This is a genomic window from Streptomyces sp. NBC_01429, from assembly GCF_036231945.1.
GTDB lineage: Bacteria > Actinomycetota > Actinomycetes > Streptomycetales > Streptomycetaceae > Streptomyces.
On the sequence record NZ_CP109599.1, the window covers coordinates 138,002 to 154,699 of the forward strand.

The 16,698-nt window shown below is 72.1% G+C and carries 14 protein-coding genes; all 14 read left to right on the forward strand.

From position 1 onward, the window contains the following. Window positions 1–113 precede the first annotated feature (113 nt). The 14 genes from OG627_RS00655 to OG627_RS00720 all read left to right on the forward strand — a co-directional run bounded on the left by OG627_RS00655 (window position 114) and on the right by OG627_RS00720 (window position 16,697). Window positions 114–1,232, forward strand: coding sequence for a Gfo/Idh/MocA family protein (locus OG627_RS00655; protein WP_329060316.1), 1,119 nt, complete (start codon window positions 114–116; stop codon window positions 1,230–1,232). After that, entirely contained in the window at window positions 1,229–2,152 is a 924-nt protein-coding gene (locus OG627_RS00660) for a PmoA family protein (RefSeq protein ID WP_329060318.1), read from the forward strand. The genes OG627_RS00655 and OG627_RS00660 overlap by 4 nt, the downstream gene beginning before the upstream one ends. Then, on the forward strand, window positions 2,146–2,916 hold the full coding sequence (locus OG627_RS00665; RefSeq protein ID WP_329060320.1) for a cupin: 771 nt from the start codon (window positions 2,146–2,148) through the stop codon (window positions 2,914–2,916). Before OG627_RS00660 ends, OG627_RS00665 begins: the two co-directional genes overlap by 7 nt. 75 nt (window positions 2,917–2,991) lie before the next feature. Then, on the forward strand, window positions 2,992–4,275 hold the full coding sequence (locus tag OG627_RS00670; RefSeq protein WP_329060321.1) for an ABC transporter substrate-binding protein: 1,284 nt from the start codon (window positions 2,992–2,994) through the stop codon (window positions 4,273–4,275). Then, the gene (locus OG627_RS00675; protein ID WP_329060323.1) at window positions 4,276–5,217 is read left to right on the forward strand and encodes a carbohydrate ABC transporter permease; all 942 of its coding nucleotides are present in this window, start codon (window positions 4,276–4,278) and stop codon (window positions 5,215–5,217) included. Further along, entirely contained in the window at window positions 5,214–6,101 is an 888-nt protein-coding gene (locus OG627_RS00680; RefSeq protein ID WP_443073399.1) for a carbohydrate ABC transporter permease, read from the forward strand. Before OG627_RS00675 ends, OG627_RS00680 begins: the two co-directional genes overlap by 4 nt. After that, window positions 6,098–6,760 carry a hypothetical protein gene (locus tag OG627_RS00685; RefSeq protein ID WP_329060325.1) on the forward strand — a complete coding sequence of 221 codons (663 nt, stop codon included), beginning with the start codon at window positions 6,098–6,100 and terminating at the stop codon, window positions 6,758–6,760. Before OG627_RS00680 ends, OG627_RS00685 begins: the two co-directional genes overlap by 4 nt. Beyond that, window positions 6,757–8,589 carry a hypothetical protein gene (locus OG627_RS00690; protein WP_329060327.1) on the forward strand — a complete coding sequence of 611 codons (1,833 nt, stop codon included), beginning with the start codon at window positions 6,757–6,759 and terminating at the stop codon, window positions 8,587–8,589. Before OG627_RS00685 ends, OG627_RS00690 begins: the two co-directional genes overlap by 4 nt. A 257-nt stretch (window positions 8,590–8,846) precedes the next feature. Beyond that, a complete protein-coding gene (locus tag OG627_RS00695; RefSeq protein ID WP_329060329.1) occupies window positions 8,847–10,550 on the forward strand; it encodes a lysyl oxidase family protein in 1,704 nt (567 codons plus the stop codon). 219 nt (window positions 10,551–10,769) lie between these two features. Next, on the forward strand, window positions 10,770–12,677 hold the full coding sequence (locus tag OG627_RS00700; RefSeq protein ID WP_329060331.1) for an RNA polymerase sigma factor: 1,908 nt from the start codon (window positions 10,770–10,772) through the stop codon (window positions 12,675–12,677). 258 nt (window positions 12,678–12,935) lie between these two features. Further along, window positions 12,936–14,021: a LacI family DNA-binding transcriptional regulator gene (locus tag OG627_RS00705; protein ID WP_329060333.1), complete on the forward strand. Its 1,086-nt coding sequence runs from the start codon at window positions 12,936–12,938 to the stop codon at window positions 14,019–14,021. A 375-nt stretch (window positions 14,022–14,396) separates the two neighbouring features. Further along, entirely contained in the window at window positions 14,397–14,873 is a 477-nt protein-coding gene (locus tag OG627_RS00710; protein ID WP_329060335.1) for a hypothetical protein, read from the forward strand. Further along, on the forward strand, window positions 14,870–15,826 hold the full coding sequence (locus OG627_RS00715; protein ID WP_329060337.1) for a carbohydrate ABC transporter permease: 957 nt from the start codon (window positions 14,870–14,872) through the stop codon (window positions 15,824–15,826). The genes OG627_RS00710 and OG627_RS00715 overlap by 4 nt, the downstream gene beginning before the upstream one ends. After that, complete coding sequence (locus tag OG627_RS00720) at window positions 15,819–16,697, forward strand: carbohydrate ABC transporter permease (RefSeq protein ID WP_329060339.1); 879 nt, start codon at window positions 15,819–15,821, stop codon at window positions 16,695–16,697. Before OG627_RS00715 ends, OG627_RS00720 begins: the two co-directional genes overlap by 8 nt. Window position 16,698 lies beyond the last annotated feature (1 nt).

A 16,698-nucleotide genomic window follows, 5' to 3' on the forward strand; every position in this document is an offset into this window, starting at 1 on the left:
CCCACCGGCGTCAATGAAGATCGCGCGATGCCGCACCGGCCCCGGGTCTCCCGCGTACCTCTCGTCCGTCCCGCACCGACCGCCGTGTCACCCGTCTCCGAGGAGCGCCGTATATGCCACGCCAGCCCGACCGTCTCCGCGCCGCCGTCGTCGGAACCGGCGCCATCGTCGGCGGCAGCCATCTGCCGGCCCTGACGGCCCACTCCGACCGGGTCGAGCTGGTCGCCGCCGTCGATGTGGATCCGGGCCGGCTGGACGCGTTCCGCGCCACGGCCGCCGCCGCGGGATCCGAGGTGACCGGGTACGAGGATCTGGGCGCCATGCTCGACGCCGTACGCCCCGATCTGGTGCTCATCGGCACCCCGCCGTCGCTGCACCGCGCGCAGACCGTCGCCGCGCTGAGGGCCGGTGCCTGGGTGCTGTGCGAGAAGCCGCTGTGCCTCACGCTCGCCGAGTACGACGAGATAGCGGCGGCCGAGCGGGCGTCGGGCGCGTACGCCTCCGTGGTCTTCCAGCACCGTTACGGCTCGGGGGCCACCCATGCCGCGGGGCTGCTGGCGAGCGGGGAGCTGGGCGCGCCGCTGGTGGCGCACTGCCAGACGACCTGGCACCGCGACAGCGCCTACTACGCGGTGCCGTGGCGCGGCCGGTGGTCCACCGAGGGCGGCGGGCCCACGATGGGGCACGGCATCCACCAGTACGACCTGCTGCTGCATCTGCTCGGCGAGTGGACCGAGGTGCGGGCCATGGCGTCCCGGCTGGTGCACGACACCGAGAGCGAGGACGTCTCGACCGCCCTGGTGCGGTTCGCGAACGGCGCGCTGGCCACCGTCGTCAACAGCGTCCTGTCCCCGGACGAGGTCAGCCGCATCCGGGTGGACTGCGCCGACGCGACGGTCGAACTGACCCATCTGTACGGCCACACCAACAAGGACTGGGCCTACACCCCGGCCCCGCACGTCGCGCCGGAGCGGGCACGGGCGTGGCGCTCCCCCGCCACGGACGTGCCCAGTTCGCACACCGCGCAGCTCGGCGCGGTCCTCGACGCGCGGGCGGCCGGGGTACGTCCGCCGGGCAGCGGCCCGTCGGCCCGCTCCACCCTCGAATTCGCCGCCGCCCTCTACAAGGCGGCCTTCACCGGGCATCCCGTCCACGCGGGCGAGATCACGCCCGGGGATCCCTACTACACGGCCATGCACGGCGACCACCCGGACTGGAGCCCCCAGCGATGACGATTCAGGTCACCCACACCCACGGCGAGGACATCACGGTGCGCTCCGGCGGCGTCGAGCTGCTGCGGTACGTGTACCGGCCCGACCCCGACGCCTTCGAAGCGCGCAAACCGTACATCCATCCGCTGCGCACCCTCGGCGGGCAGCGGGTCAGCGGATACCGGCCGAGCGACCACCGCTGGCACAAGGGTCTGCAGATGACCGCGAGCCATCTGTCGGGGCAGAACTTCTGGGGCGGCAACTCGTATGTGCACGGCGAGGGTTATCTCCCCCTGCCCGAGCGGGTCGGCTCGATGCGCCACGACTCCTTCCCGGTCCTCGCGGTGGAGGACGACCGGTTCACCCTCGCCGAGGAGCTGACCTGGATGGCCAACGGCGGTCAGGAGTGGGCGCGCGAGGAGCGCGGCATCACGGTGCACTCGGTCGACGAGGAGGCCGGGGCCTGGGCCCTGGACTGGTCGATCCGGCTCACCAATCTCCGCGAGGAGCCGCTGCGGTTCGGCTCGCCGACCACGGCGGGCCGGGAGATGGCCGGTTACACGGGGCTCCAGTGGCGCGGTCCGCGCGACTTCACCGGCGGAACGGTCTTCGGCCCCGGAGACCCGGCGCGGCAGGAGAACGGGCTGATGGGCACGCGCGGCCCTTGGCTCGCCTACACCGCCGAGCACGACGACGTCGACGCGCACTCCACCCTGGTCTTCGCGCACGCGCCCGAGGGCGAGGAGGGCAGCGCGGTGCACGCCTCGCACTGGTTCGTCCGCGCCGAGCCGATCCCGACCGTCGCGTTCTCGTGGGCGTTCTTCGACGAGTTCGCGCTGGAGCCGGGCGAGTCCTTCGCGTACCGCTACCGGCTGGTCGTCGCCGACGGCGCCTGGGACCGGGACCGGGTCGGCGCGCACCTCAAGGCGCTGACATGGTGAGCCTGCCGCACCCGCTGCCGGGCGCCGTCGGGCTGTCGCACCTGAGCGCCTACGACTGGGAGGCGGCCGACGGGGTGTGCGGCGGATCGCCGCATCTGCACCTGGTGTGCACCGAGGCGTACGTGGTGACCGGCGGCCGGGGCGCGGTGCAGACGCTGAGCCCCGACGGCTACCGGGAGACTCCTCTGGAGGCCGGCTCGGTCGCCTGGTTCACCCCGGGCACCGTGCACCGGATGGTGCAGGGGGGCGGGCTGCGGATCACCGTACTGATGCAGAACAGCGGACTGCCCGAGGCGGGCGACGCGGTCTTCACCTTCCCGCCGGACCATCTGGACGATCCGGAGCGGTACGCGGCCGCCGCGGCGCTGCCCGCCGTGTCCGGGCCGGAGGCGGAGGCCGCCGCCCGGCGGCGCCGGGATCTCGCGGTGGAGGGATATCTCGTCCTGCGCGAGGCGCTCGAAGCGGGCGAGAACGGTCCGTACCTCGACTTCCAGCGCGCCGCCGCCCGGCTCGTGCGGGCGAAGGTCCCCGCCTGGCGGGAGCTGTGGCGGGCCGGGGCGCTGGCCGCCGCCGAACGCACCGGCGCGCAGCTCGACGCCCTGGAGGCGGGCACGCCCGGCTATCTGGCCGGCTCCGACGTGTACGCGGCCGCCCCCACCCGGCTGGGCGGCTACGGCATGTGCGGCCGGCGCGACGAGTACACACTGCCGGGCACCACACTCCCCGTTCCCGACGCGGAATCCCACACGTCACAGCACACGTAACAGCGGACGTCACAACACCCCCAGCGCTTCAGCACACACCACCATCGACTTACCGAGAGGAGAGGTGAGTTCAGCATGCCCGGAAACAGGACAAAGAGGTCCTGCACGCTTCTGGTGACCCTCGCGCTCAGTGCCCTGCTCACCGCCTGCGGCGGTTCCGACGACACGAGCGGGGGCGGCGGCAAGGTCACCCTGCGCTACACGTGGTGGGGCAACCCCGACCGCGCGGCCCGTACCGACCAGGCCGTCGCGCTGTTCAAGAAGAAGCACCCCGGGATCGACGTGCAGACGTCCTTCGCCGGTTACGACGCCTACAAGCAGAAGCTCGCCACCCAGGCGGCCGGCGGCGACGCCCCCGATGTGATGCAGCTCGACTACCGCATGATCGACCAGTACGCCTCGGGCGGGGTCCTGCTCGACCTGGGCAAGCGGTCGGCGGAGCTGAGCACCGCCGAGATCGACAAGGGGCTGCTGGCCACGGGACGGCTGGGCGGTACGCAGTTCGCGATCCCGATGGCCCGGGGCACCGAGGCGGTCGTGTACGACGCCAAGCAGTGGAAGGCCACCGGGGTGGCCCTGCCCCGGGCCAGCTGGACCTGGGACGAGTGGGCGGACAGCGTGCGCGAGGTGGCACGCGCGAGCGGCAAGCCCGGCTCCATCGACCCCGGGCAGAGCGAGGACTGCTTCGAGGTGTGGCTGCGCGGCCAGGGCAAGTCCCTGTACACGAAGGACGGCGGGCTCGGCTTCACCGCCGACGACCTGACGCGCTGGTGGACCTTCACCGACGGGCTGCGGCGCGAGGGAGCGGTCTCACCCGCCGAGCAGACGACGCAGATCGACGGTTCGGTGGAGAACACCCCGCTCGGGCGCGGCAAGGCCGTCTCCGACTTCAACTGGGACGCGCCGGCCAGTGGATTCCAGGACCTCGTGGGCGAGGGGCTGACACTGGCGCCGATGCCGGTGTGGCGGGACGGCACGCCGGGGCAGTACTTCAAGCCGTCGATGTTCATCGGCGCCGGGGCCACCACCTCGCATCCCGGGGAGGCGGCCCAGCTCATCGACTTCATGATCAATGACAAGGACGCGGCGAAGATCCTCGGCGCGACCCGGGGCATCCCGGTCAACGAGTCGATCCGCACGGACGTGGTGCCCGGTCTCGAAGGCTTCGACACGACGGTCGCCGCGTACCAGTCCTCGGTGGAGGGCACCCTCAACGCCCCGCCGCAGGCGCCGCCCTCGGGCGACAGCGCGCTCCAGAACACCTTCACCCGCGACTACGACCAGGTGTCGTTCGGACGGATGTCGCCGCGCGAGGCGGCCGAGAACTACGTCACCGAGGCGAAGGCGGAGCTGAGGTAAATGACCACCACCGACATACCCGTGGCCCCGGCGCGCGAGGGGCACGGAAAGCCGCCGAAGAAGCGCGGCGGACGACGGCGCGAGGGCGCCGCCTGGGTGTTCCTCTCCCCCTGGGTGCTGGGCGCGAGCGTGCTGACGCTGCTGCCGATGGCCGTGTCGCTGTACCTGTCGTTCACGGACTACGACATGTTCAACGCGCCGCGCTGGGTGGGGCTGCGCAACTACGTCCAGATGTTCACCGAGGACCCCCGTTACTGGCGCTCGGTCGGCTCGACCCTGACCTATGTCGTGATCGCCGTGCCGCTGCAACTGGCGGTGGCGCTGGCCGTCGCGCTCGCGCTGAAGTTCATGCGGCGCGGCAAGGCGTTCTACCGTTCGGCGTTCTACGCGCCCTCGCTGCTCGGCGCCTCGATGTCGATCGCTCTCGTCTGGCGGGCGATCTTCAACGACGGCGGTACGGTCGACAACCTGCTGGGCACGGGCGGCTGGGTCAACCGGCCCGGCTGGGCGATGCTGGCCGTGGCGCTGCTGACGGTGTGGCAGTTCGGCGCGCCCATGGTGATCTTCCTGGCGGGGCTCCAGCAGATCCCCGGCGAGCTGTACGAGGCGGCGGCGGTGGACGGGGCGGGCCGGTGGCGGCAGTTCCTGTCCATCACGCTGCCGATGCTCTCGCCGGTGGTCTTCTTCAACCTCGTCCTCCAGACCATCCAGGCGTTCCAGGTCTTCACCCCGGCCTTCGCGGTCAGCGGCGGCAAGGGCGGACCGGCCGACTCGACGCTCTTCTACACGCTCTATCTCTACGACCGCGGCTTCGTCGCTTCCCACATGGGCTACGCCTCCGCCATGGCCTGGGTGCTGCTGCTGGTCATCGGCGCGGTCACCGCGGTGATGTTCCGCACCTCGCGCTCCTGGGTCTTCTACGCCGATGAGGAGGGCCGATGACCGCCATCCCGCCCACCGGGACCACCCCGCCCGCCGCCGCGCCCCGCCGGTCCGTGCCCTGGCCCCGGGTGGCGCTGCACGCCGGCGCCCTGGCCGTGCTCGCGGTGATGCTGTATCCGCTGGCCTGGCTGCTGGCGACCTCGCTCAAGCCGGCCAAGGAGGTGATCGCCAGCCTCAATCTGCTGCCCAGCCATCTGGAGTGGTCGAACTACACGACCGCCCTGGAAGGGGTGAACGGGGTGAGTGTCTGGCAGTTGCTGACCAACTCACTGCTGATCGCGGGCGGCGCCGTCCTCGGAAACGTACTGAGCTGTTCGCTGGCTGCCTACGCCTTCGCGCGGCTGCGATTCCGCTTCCGGGGACCGCTGTTCGCCTTCATGATCGCGACGATCATGCTGCCGCACCACGCGGTGCTGATCCCGCAGTACATCATCTTCAACCAGCTGGGCATGGTGAACACCTACTGGCCGCTGATCCTGCCGAAGTTCCTGGCGACCGAGGCGTTCTTCGTCTTCCTCATCGTGCAGTTCATGCGGGGGCTGCCCCGGGAGCTGGAGGAGGCGGCCAGGATCGACGGCTGCGGCCCGTTCCGGAGCTTCTTCCTGATCATCCTGCCGCTCACCAGGCCCGCGCTGATCACCACGGCGATCTTCACCTTCATCTGGACCTGGAACGACTTCTTCACCCAGCTGATCTATCTCTTCTCGCCCGAGAAGTTCACCCTGACGCTGGCGCTGCGCTCGTTCGTGGACGCGTCCAGCCAGTCGGCGTTCGGGCCGATGTTCGCGATGTCGGTGATCGCGCTGCTGCCGATCGTGCTGTTCTTCCTCGCCTTCCAGCGGTTCCTGGTCGAGGGTATGGCCAGCTCGGGGGTGAAGGGATGAGCGCGGCGCGTACCCGCGAACCGGGTGAGATCTTCGGGCCGCGCACCACCCTGTTCGCCGATGTGCTGAGCATCGGTGTCGTGACGGCGCTGGCCTGTCTGCCGCTGGTCACGGTCCCGGCCGCGCTCTCCACCGCCTGTGCGGTGCTGCGCGGCACCCGGGACAACCAGCCGGTGACCGCCGGGCGTTACCTCGCGCTGCTGCGGCGCAGGCAGCTGGGCCGCGATCTGGTCGCGGGGGCCGTCGCGCTGGCCGGTGTGCTGCTGCTGGCGGCGGACCTGGCGCTCGCCGGGGCGGGGCTGCCGGGGGCGCGGGCCTTCTCGGTGGTGGCCGCGCTCGCGGGCGCGTCCGCGCTGGTGGTGGCGTTGCGCGCGTGTGCGCGCCCCGAGTCGGCGACCGGCTGGCGCGAGGCGGTGCGCCGGGCGGCCGGTGACGCCGTACGGGATCCGGGCGGCAGCGCGCTGGTGCTGTCCGCCCTGGCGGCGGCCGTGCTGTGCGCGTGGATGATGCTGCCGCTGGCGTTCCTGGCGCCGGGGCCGCTGGCGCTCGCGCTCACCGCGATCGACGTACGGGACGCGGGGGCGGCGCGGCGGCGCGCGGGGAGGGCGCGGACCGTACGGGACCACACATCCGTAACCCCTGAGCAGGAGGCGGCATGATCCCCCGCAGAGCGTTCCTCGGCACGACCACCGCCGCCGCGACCGGGCTCGCCGTGACGGCGGGACAGGGCACGGCCGCCGCGGGCCCTGCCCCGGGCTCCGGCTCCGGGCACCGGGTGGACGAGGACTTCCTCGCGTTCCTCACCACGGCGGCGGACACCCGGGCGACGGCCGTACTCGGCGCCTACCCGGGCGAGCTGACCGAGCTGCGCGACAAGGGCAAGGCACGCGCCGCCGCCCGTTCACTGCGCACCCTGACCTCGGTCTATGTGCACAAGGCCGCGGCGCGCCACCACGACGCCGCCCTGCTGGAGCCGCTCGGGCAGCTCGCGGACGCCCTCGCCCGCGAGCAGTTCGACGACGGGCTGTGGGACCAGGGAGCGGTCCACTCGCCGCCGGACACCGCCTTCTCCATCGTCGATCTGAACATCGCGTACAGCCTGCTCGCCGAGGACGGCCACCGGCCCACCGAGGGCGTGCGCGCCACGGTCGAGCGGATCCTGCGCAAGGCCGGTTCCGGGCTCGCCACCGGCGGGGTGCACACCGCGAACCACCGCTGGCTGGTGTGCTCGGCGCTCTCCCGTATCCACCGCAGATGGCCGGACCCCTCGTACGCGCGGCGGATCGACGACTGGCTGGCGGAGGGCATCGACCTGCTGCCGGGCGGTGAGTACAGCGAGCGCAGCCCCACCTACTCGGCGGTCGTCACCAACCCGGCGCTGCTCACGCTCGCCCGCCATTACGGGCGCACGGACCTGTACGCGTGCGTACGGGCCAATCTGGCCGCGACGTTGCTGGTCACCGAACCCAACGGCGAGGTGGAGAGCGTCCATTCACGGCGCCAGGACCAGACGGCGCTGCGCTACGTGCCCGAATTCTGGTTACAGTACCGGGAGATGGCGATCCGTGACGGGGACGGGCGGTTCGCCGCGATGGCCGCGCTGCTGCGCGGGCGCGGCGCCGGGCAGGTCTTCGGCGAGACACCGCTCGGCGACCGTCTCGCCGAGGTGCTCGACCGTCCCGAGCTGGCTCGCGAGCTGCCGCGCGCGACTTCCGTGCCGACGGATTTCGCGCACCACGACAGCTCCTGCGGGCTGGTGCGGGTGCGGCGCGGGGAGCGCAGCGCGAGCCTTTTCGGCGGTACGGACTTCCCCGAGCCGCACGCCATCTCCTCGGGTCTGTCGTCCAACCCGACGTTCTTCAAGATGCGCGACGGCGCGGCGATCCTCGACTCGCTGCGGCTGTCCCCGCAGTTCTTCTCGCTCGGGCACTTCCGGGCCGAGAGCCTGGAGCGCGACGGGGACGGCTGGCGGCTGCGCGCGCGGGTGCGGGCCGCCTTCCACCAGCCCCTGCCGCGCCGTCACCGGCGGCGCGACGGGGCGTATCCGCTCACCGACGACGGCCGGTTCTGGTCGGCGATGGACTTCCCGCACCGGGAGAAGGAGTACCGCACCCTGCGCACCGAGGTACGGGCGCGGGAGCGGGCGGACGGCTGGGAGCTGTCCTTCGAGGTGACGGAGTCCGAGGTGCCGCTGGCGCTGGAGCTGTGCTTCCGGCGCGGCGGGCAGCTGACCGGGGACGGTCTCGAACCGGTGGCCGGCCTGGCGGACACCTACCAACTGGTCTCCGGGGAGGCGGTGTACGCGGTCGGCGACGACCGGATCGCCTTCGGACCCGGCAACGGCAAGGGCGGCAAGCAGCCGCCGGTGGTGGATCCCGGCGAGCGCTACACCTGGCTCGGTGGTTCGCTGACCCCGGACGGGATACGGGTGCTCATCACCGGCCGCTCACCGCTGACGTACCGGCTGACGCTGCGGCGGCCGCGATGAGGGCGTGGCGGATGGTGCGCGGCTGAACCACCGGGGGCCGCGGGGCGCTGTCGACGGATGGCTTGATCCATCTCTCCAGGGTCATCTTTCGGTCAAGATCTGCCACTTGACGACCGTCGACCAACCGAATCGATTCTTTCGGGATCTCACAGGTCGCTCACAGATTCGCCCGGTGCGTACCGTGACGTACCGGGTGAATCCGTGCGGCATCCGACCCCACTCGATGCCCCTTGCGGCACGCACGGAACGAGGAATCGATGACAAGACACCACCACGACCGGCTACGCCGTTCGGCCATAGCCGGCGCCGCGACGCTCTCCGTCGTCGCGGGCGTGGCCGGAGCGGCTCCGATAGCGGGGGCGGCCGAGCCCGGTCCCCGGCTGAGCCTGCTCGCCGCCTCCAAGACGGTCACACTGGACCGCTGGGAGGGCGAGCCGGGGGTCTACCTGGACCTCGGCACGTACATCACGGCCGAGGGCGGGCCGCTGGAGTTCCGGGTGACCCGCGCGTCCTACGAGGAACCCGTGGTCGCCCGGCAGATCGTCCGCGAGGGGGGCACGTCGCGGACCACGACGCTTCCGGAGGGTCTGGTCAAGGACTTCTCCGGGCTGCCGGACTTCCTCCGGGTGAGCTTCGAGGACGCGTCCGGCAAGGAGGTCCTGAACACCACCGAGAAGTTCTGTCCGAACAACGCCTCGGGACGGATCCGGCCCGACGCCCCGTCCGTGTCGCCGTATCCCGAGAGCTGCCCCACCAATCCCTTCACGCTCGGCTCGGTGTGGGGCGTCGAGAACGGCTGGGCGACCAACACCAACCAGGGCTGGGACTCCGAGCCGGTCGATCTGCCGGCCGGGGAGTACACCGCCAAGGTCTCGGTCGCGGAGAACTACCGGGAGCTGTTCGGCATGGGCGACGAGCAGCGGACGGTGAAGGTGACCGTCCGCGAGCGCAACTGGGACGACGAGGGCGGCAGGGGAGGCCTGGCGAAGTCCTCCGACTCCGCGCACTCCGGCCACTCCGCGCATTCCGGCCACGGCGCCCACGCCGCGGCCCCTCCCGGGCAGTCCCTGGGCGCGAGCGGCCACACGGGCCATCAGAGCCGGGGCGCCGACGCCCCCACGCCGCCCGCGGCGCCGCACGCGCTCGTGGCCGGTCCCCGGGCCGCTCAGGCGGGTGACGGGCCGGGCCGTACGGACGGCTCCCGGATCGCGCCGGCGCTCAAGGCCGAGGCCAAGCGCCCCACCGGCCGCGCGAGCGTGCCCGACGTGCCCATGCCCGACCTCCGCGCGCTGCCCGCGTACGACATCGCCGTGACCGACGGCGAGGACGGCGACGTCCCCGGCAAGGACTATCTCGCCTTCAGCGCCAATGTGTGGAACGCGGGCCCCGCGCCCCTGGTCGTGGACGGCTTCCGCAGTCCCGGCGAGGACCTGATGGACGCCTACCAGTACTTCCACGACGCCCAGGGCAAGCAGGTCGGCTACGCCCCCGCGGGCACCATGGAGTGGGACGCGCGCATCGGGCACGAGCACTGGCACTTCACCGACTTCGCCAGCTACCGGCTGCTCGGCGCCGACCAGAAGGAGGTCGTGCGCAGTGGCAAGGAGGCGTTCTGCCTCGCCAACACCGACGCCATCGACTACACGGTGGAGAACGCCAACTGGCACCCGAACAACACGGATCTGTCCACCGCCTGCGGGGTGGAGAACTCGATCTCCGTACGTGAGGTGCTCGACGTCGGCTCCGGCGACACGTACACGCAGTACCGTCCCGGCCAGTCCTTCGAGATCACCGATCTGCCCAACGGCACCTACTACATCGAAGTGATCGCCAACCCGGAGAACCGGCTCCACGAGACGGATCTGACCAACAACGTCGCGCTGCGCGAGGTCGTCCTGAGCGGGGAGCCCGGCGCCCGTACGGTGACGGTGCCTCCGCACCACCTCGTCGACGCTCCCTGACCGGAGCGCTCCGACCGGCGCGTGCTGACCGGCGCGTGCTGAAAACCCTCGCGGATTTCTGTGATCCGCCCGGCCCCCGTCCGTCTCCTGTGCGCGGGACACCCGGCTCCGGCCCGGCCCACGGGCCCGGAGCCGGGCGTCCCGCGCCGCGCACTGCCCGCTCGGATAGCCTGCCGGGCGGGGCGCGGCCCGGGAACCACGAGGGCGAGGAACGGATCGATGAGGGTGCACAACCAGCCGGGGCCCGATGTGGTGAGCGCCGCGCGGGCCGGGGACCAGCGCGCCGTGGACGCGCTGATCACCGGTTATCTGCCGCTGATCTACAACATCGTGGGGCGGGCCCTCGACGGTCACGCGGACGTCGACGACGTCGTGCAGGAGACCATGCTGCGGGTGCTCAACGGGCTGGCGGGCCTGGAGGACCCCCGGCGGTTCCGCTCCTGGGCGGTGGCCATCGCCATGAACCAGATACGCGAGCGCTGGCGCGCGCGGTCGGCCGGCGCCGTACCGGGACCGCTGGACGAGACGCCGGAAACGGCCGACCCCGGCGCGGACTTCGTCGATCTGACCATCCTGGAACTGCGGCTCTCCGGTCAGCGGCGCGAGGTGGCGGAGGCGACGCGCTGGCTGGAGGCCGAGGAGCGCGAGCTGCTGTCGCTGTGGTGGCTGGAGACGGCGGGGCAGCTCACCCGGGCCGAGACCACCGAGTCGCTGGGGCTGCCGGGACACCATGTCGCGGTCCGCGTGCAGCGGATGAAGGCACGGCTGGAGGCGGCCCGGCTGGTGGTGCGGGCCCTGGGGGCGCGCCCGCGCTGCGACGATCTGGTGCTGCTGACGGTGGACTGGGACGGAGTGCCGGGAGCGCTGTGGCGCAAGCGGCTCGCCCGCCATGTGCGCGAGTGCCCGCGCTGCGCCGTGCAGCAGTCCGAACTGCTGCCCGCCGAGGGGCTGCTGGCACGGCTGGCGCTGCTGCCGCTGCCGGTCGCTCTCGCCGTACGCGACCTGCTCCCGGGCGCGATCGGCACGGGCGCGGCGGGGGCCGGTGCGAGCACCGCCGGTACGGGTACGGGGGCGGTGGGGGCCGGTGCGCACACGGCTGGAGCGCACACGGCCGGTGCGCCCACGGCCGGTGCGCACGGCGCGGCCGCGAGCGGCACCTCGGTGCCCGCGGGATCCGCCGGGTCCGCGACGCTGGCGGCCAAGCCGGCCGCGCTGCTCGCCGCCGGAGTGCTCGCCCTCGGCGGCGGCGCGGCCCTGGTGTACCAAGCGCCGTGGGAGGGCGGGGAGCACCGCGCGACGCCCGCTCCGGCGTCCTCGCCCGCCACCGACCGGGTCACGCGGGGATCCGCGTCGCCCTCGCTCTCGCCCTCCCTCGTCGCCGTCGCCTCGTCCCCGGCGGCGACGTCCAGGCCGAAGCCGAGCACGTCCGCCTCCGCATCCGCCGCCGCCTCGCCCGCAGGTGGGACGTACGGGACGGCAGTGGACCGGCCGGATCCCGCTCCGCGCCCCGACGCGCGGCCCGCGCCGCTGCCGCGCCGGGCCGGGAGCGGGGTGACCATGACGAGCTTCCCGGGGAAGGTGTCGGGCGAGAACGGCTACCAGATCGTGCACCGGGGCGAGTGGGTGACCATCCGGGGCACGGGCTACTTCACCGTCCGCTGGGACCTGATGTACATGGAACGCCCCGGCGGCCTGACCATGCCGTCCTGGACCGGGCTGAGAGGAGAACTGTTCCATGTGGCCTCCGGCGGCGGTCACCGGATGGACGACGCCCAGCCCGGGACCCCGTCCGGCCACACCTGGCAGGGCAACCCGGACGAGGGCTCCATCGACCTGCCGTCGGGCGCCCAGGTGATGTGGCGCGACGAGTACTTCCATCTGGACGGCGAGGTCACGGTGCACCTCAACGAGACGGACGCCGACTACAACCTCGATGTGCTGCCGATGAGCTGGGACGCCGTCAGCGCCGATCTCACGAGGCCACCGGCGTCCGACGGCGCGGACGGACGGGTGCGGTACGGATTCGTCCGGGACACCGGCGACGACGGGGCGCCGGTGCCGCAGTATCTGACCCGGGAGACGCCCGCCGATCCGCTGACGGTGCGCCAGCAGTCGACGGTGCAATGAGGCAACCGGTTGCCGGACGACCCTTCCGGCGCACCGGCCGGCGCCGATCGCTGCCCTCTCCCCCGGACCGTAAGAGGATCTTCCTGTTCACAGCGGTTTCACCATGGTGCCCGGCGGATCGCGGACGGTACGCGGAAATCTCCTGTCTCCCCCTCCTCCACGGCGCCCGGCGCTGCTAGCCTCCGATTCCGGGAACCGGTTTCCATGCCGCGCCGACACCGTCGTCGGCCTCGGCCACCGGTGAGGGAAGGGCGGGGCATGACGAGGCGAAGCGCCGGTACACACGGCCGGCACACCATCCGGGACGTCGCGGCCCGCGCGGGGGTCTCCGCCTCGACGGTCTCGCGCGTCCTCGGCGGCGCCTATCCGGTGAGCGCGGCCACCCGGACGCGGGTGATGGGCGCCGTACGCGACCTCGACTACGTCGCCGACGCGCGCGCCAAGGCCGTCGCGGGGGCGGGCACCCCGACCCTCGCGTTCGTACTCGACGACATCACGGGCCCCTCGTTCACGCACATGGCACACGGCGTGGAGCGCGAGGCCACCCTGCGCGGCCATCTGTGCCTGGTGTGCAGCACCGACGGCGACGCCGACCAGCGGCTGGCGTTCGTCGAGATGATGCGCGCCCAGCGCGCCGCCGCCGTGATCCTGGTGGGCGGCGCGGCGGACACACCGCGGGAACGGGAGCGGATGATCCGGACGGCCGAGTCCCTGCGGGCGGCCGGTTCCCGGCTCGTGCTGTGCGGACGGCCGCCGCTCGGCGGGGACGCCCCGGTGACGGTGATCGAGTACGACAACGAGGGCGGCGCCCAGGCGATCTGCGCCTATCTGCTGGCCCGGGGACACCGCCGGATCCTCTACCTCGGGGGCGCGCCGGACAACTCGACGGCGCGTGGGCGCGCCCGCGGCTATCTCGCGGCGCACGACGCCCTGGGGCTCGATCCCGATCCCGCGCTGCGGATCGAGGGGGACTTCACCCGGGACTCCGGCCACCGCCGCACCGCGCGGGCCCTCGCGGCCGGGCTCGACTTCACCGCCGTATTGGCCGCCACCGACATGGTGGCCGCCGGGGCGCTGACCGCGCTGCGCGAGGCGGGGCTGGACGTGCCGGGCGATGTGTCGCTCGCGGGGTACGACGACATCCCGTTCGCCCGTGACCTGCATCCGCCGCTCACCACGGTGCATGTGCCGTACGAGGAGCTGGGCCGGCTCGCGGTGCGCTCGGCGCTGGGCCGCGCGCCGGACGGCTCCCACGGGGCGGACGAGCATCTGCTGCTGGGAACACACGTGGTGGTGCGCGGTTCGGTGGCCGCCCCGGCCGCCGGAAGGGCCGGCGCGCCGTGACCGGCTCCGCCCCCGCCCCCGCGGCCTCCCCCGCCCTGACCACGCGCGCGCTGCGGTGGCTGGAGTTCCCCGCCCACCTCGCGGTGCTCAACCTGTGCTGGCTGGCCGCCGCGCTGCCGGTGGTCACCTCGTACGGCGCCGGGATCGCCCTGCATGTGGCGCTGCGCGCCTGGCGCGAGGACGGCGAGAGCCGGGTCGCGGCCGTCTTCTTCCGGGAGTTCCGCGCCCGGGTGCGCGGTTCGCTGCCGCTGGCCGCCGCCGGGCTGGTGACGACGGCCGGGCTGTGGCTGTCCGTCTCCTTCTGGCTCGGCGCGCCGGGGCCCCTGCTGGCGCTGGCCACCGCCGTGCTGCTGCCCCTCGCCGTGGTCACGTCCGATGGTCCTGTCGGGGCGCGCGGCGATGGGCTTCATGGGCGCCTACGTCGACTGCGACGACAAGACCGGGGTGGGCAAGAAGGTCTGCGACGACCTGGGCTTCTTCGACATCACCGACAAGGAGCAGGCGATGTTCATGGGCGGCCAGATCGCCTCGATCTCGTCACGCACCGAACTGCCCGGCGCCGCCTACCAGTTGCTCAAGATCATCACCTCGCCGGAGGCGGAACAGGATCTGGCGAAGCTCAATCTGGCGATCCCCGCCGCGCGGGCCGCCGAGGGCTCCGCGGTCGAGTCCTCCAATCCGGCGAGCGAGTTCGCGGGGAAGAACACCGCCTACTCCGCCTACTCCGGCGGCGCCGACAACTGGCTCCAGCTCCAGGACGAGTTCGCGCCCGCCCTCGACGAGGCCCTGCTGCGCCGCCGCACTCCTCAGCAGGCGCTCGACACTCTCGCCCGGAAGGCGGGTTCGATGTGACCACCACCGACACGGGCCCCCTGCCCGCCACCCGGCGTCCGCCGCGCTCCGCGCCCGCCGTCCACTCCCCGAAGGCCGCCCGGGCCCTGACCCGCCCGCAGCGCCGGGCGGGCTGGCTGCTGCTCGCGCCCGGCCTCGCCCACATGACCCTCTTCGTGGCCGTGCCGATGCTGCTGGCGCTCGGTTTCAGCTTCTTCGAGTACGACTTCCTCCAGGCGCCGCGCTGGGTCGGGCTGGACAACTACCGCACACTGCTGCACGACGACCGGTTCCACACCGCGCTGTGGAACACCACGCTGTACACGGTGGTGATCGTGCCGGTGGGCATGGCGCTGGCGCTGGCCATCGCCCTCGGCCTGGACCAGAAGATCAAGGCGCGCGCCTTCTTCCGTACCGCCTACTATCTGCCGCACATGACGGCGACCGTGGCCGTCGCCGTCGTCTGGCTCTGGCTGCTCGACCCGAACGCCGGCGCGCTCAACAACTTCCTCGCCCTGTTCGGCGTCGCCCGGGTCAACTGGCTCGGCTCCACGACATGGGCGCTGCCCGCCATCATGGCGCTGGGCATCTGGCAGGGGCTCGGCACCAAGATGGTGATCTACCTCGCCGCGCTCCAGACCGTACCGGCCGAGCTGAAGGAGGCGGCCCGGCTGGACGGCGCGAACCGGTGGCAGGTCTTCCGCAATGTCACCTGGCCGGCGATCGCGTCCGGGAACCTCTTCGTCCTCATCACGTCCGTCATCTTCTCGTTCCAGGTGTTCGAGCAGGTGTACGTGATGACGCGCGGCGGCCCGATCAACAGCACGCTCGTCCTCACCTACGACATCTATCTCAACGCCTTCACCCGGCTGAAGTTCGGCTACGCCTGCGCCGAGGCGGTCGTCTTCCTGCTGATCATCGGTCTGGTCACGCTCGCGGTGATGCGAATCAACAGGGGGGCGCGCGATGCGTAACACCACCATGTCCACCGCACGGCTGCCGCGCGCCCTGCTGTACGCGGTCCTCACGCTGGGCGCGGCCGTGATGCTCGTACCCTTCGCCTGGATGGTCCTCACGGCGCTCAAGCCGGCCGCCGAGCTGGGCAAGGGGACCTGGCTGCCGGAGCGGGTGCGGTGGGGCAACTTCGCGGACGCCTTCAGCGCCGCGCCGTTCGACGTCTACTTCCGCAACAGCCTGCTCATGTCGGTCAGTCAGACCCTGATCACGGTGGTCTTCGCGAGTGCGGCCGGCTACGCCCTGGCCCGTACCCCGATCCGGGGCCGCGGGCTGTTCTTCGGGCTCACCGTCGGCATGATCATGGTGCCGGTGTACGTGATCCTCATCCCGCGCTTCCTGATCGTCCGCTCGATCCCCTTCTTCGGCGGCAACGACTGGCTGGGGCAGGGCGGCACGGGGTGGCTCGACTCGTGGTGGGCGCTGATCGTGCCGGGCGCGCTGGCGCCGCTGTACATCTTCCTGGCGCGCCAGTTCTATGTCGATCTGCCGGACGAACTGGCGGACGCGGCACGGATCGACGGGCTCTCCGAGATCGGTATCTGGGCCCGGGTGATGACCCCGCTGATCAAGCCCGCGGTGATCACCATCGCGGTGTTCCAGTTCCAGTCGTCGTGGAACGACTTCCTGTGGCCGCTGCTGGTCACCCGCACCGACGAGATGCGTCCGATCCAGCTCGGACTGGCCGTGTTCAGCCATGCCGACATCGAGGTGCAGTGGAACTACCTGATGGCGGGGACGGCCCTCGCCACACTTCCGATGATCGCGCTGTTCCTCGTCGCGCAGCGGTACTTCGTCGAGGGCATGGCCTCGGCGGGACTGAAGGGCTGAT

Coding starts and splice junctions, on each gene's coding strand:
- OG627_RS00690 (WP_329060327.1), top strand. CDS start 6,757: ATGATCCCCCGCAGAGCGTTCCTCGGCACGACCACCGCCGCCGCGACC.
- OG627_RS00665 (WP_329060320.1), top strand. CDS start 2,146: ATGGTGAGCCTGCCGCACCCGCTGCCGGGCGCCGTCGGGCTGTCGCAC.
- OG627_RS00710 (WP_329060335.1), top strand. CDS start 14,397: ATGGTCCTGTCGGGGCGCGCGGCGATGGGCTTCATGGGCGCCTACGTC.
- OG627_RS00675 (WP_329060323.1), top strand. CDS start 4,276: ATGACCACCACCGACATACCCGTGGCCCCGGCGCGCGAGGGGCACGGA.
- OG627_RS00670 (WP_329060321.1), top strand. CDS start 2,992: ATGCCCGGAAACAGGACAAAGAGGTCCTGCACGCTTCTGGTGACCCTC.
- OG627_RS00705 (WP_329060333.1), top strand. CDS start 12,936: ATGACGAGGCGAAGCGCCGGTACACACGGCCGGCACACCATCCGGGAC.
- OG627_RS00700 (WP_329060331.1), top strand. CDS start 10,770: ATGAGGGTGCACAACCAGCCGGGGCCCGATGTGGTGAGCGCCGCGCGG.
- OG627_RS00685 (WP_329060325.1), top strand. CDS start 6,098: ATGAGCGCGGCGCGTACCCGCGAACCGGGTGAGATCTTCGGGCCGCGC.
- OG627_RS00655 (WP_329060316.1), top strand. CDS start 114: ATGCCACGCCAGCCCGACCGTCTCCGCGCCGCCGTCGTCGGAACCGGC.
- OG627_RS00680 (WP_443073399.1), top strand. CDS start 5,214: ATGACCGCCATCCCGCCCACCGGGACCACCCCGCCCGCCGCCGCGCCC.
- OG627_RS00660 (WP_329060318.1), top strand. CDS start 1,229: ATGACGATTCAGGTCACCCACACCCACGGCGAGGACATCACGGTGCGC.
- OG627_RS00720 (WP_329060339.1), top strand. CDS start 15,819: ATGCGTAACACCACCATGTCCACCGCACGGCTGCCGCGCGCCCTGCTG.
- OG627_RS00695 (WP_329060329.1), top strand. CDS start 8,847: ATGACAAGACACCACCACGACCGGCTACGCCGTTCGGCCATAGCCGGC.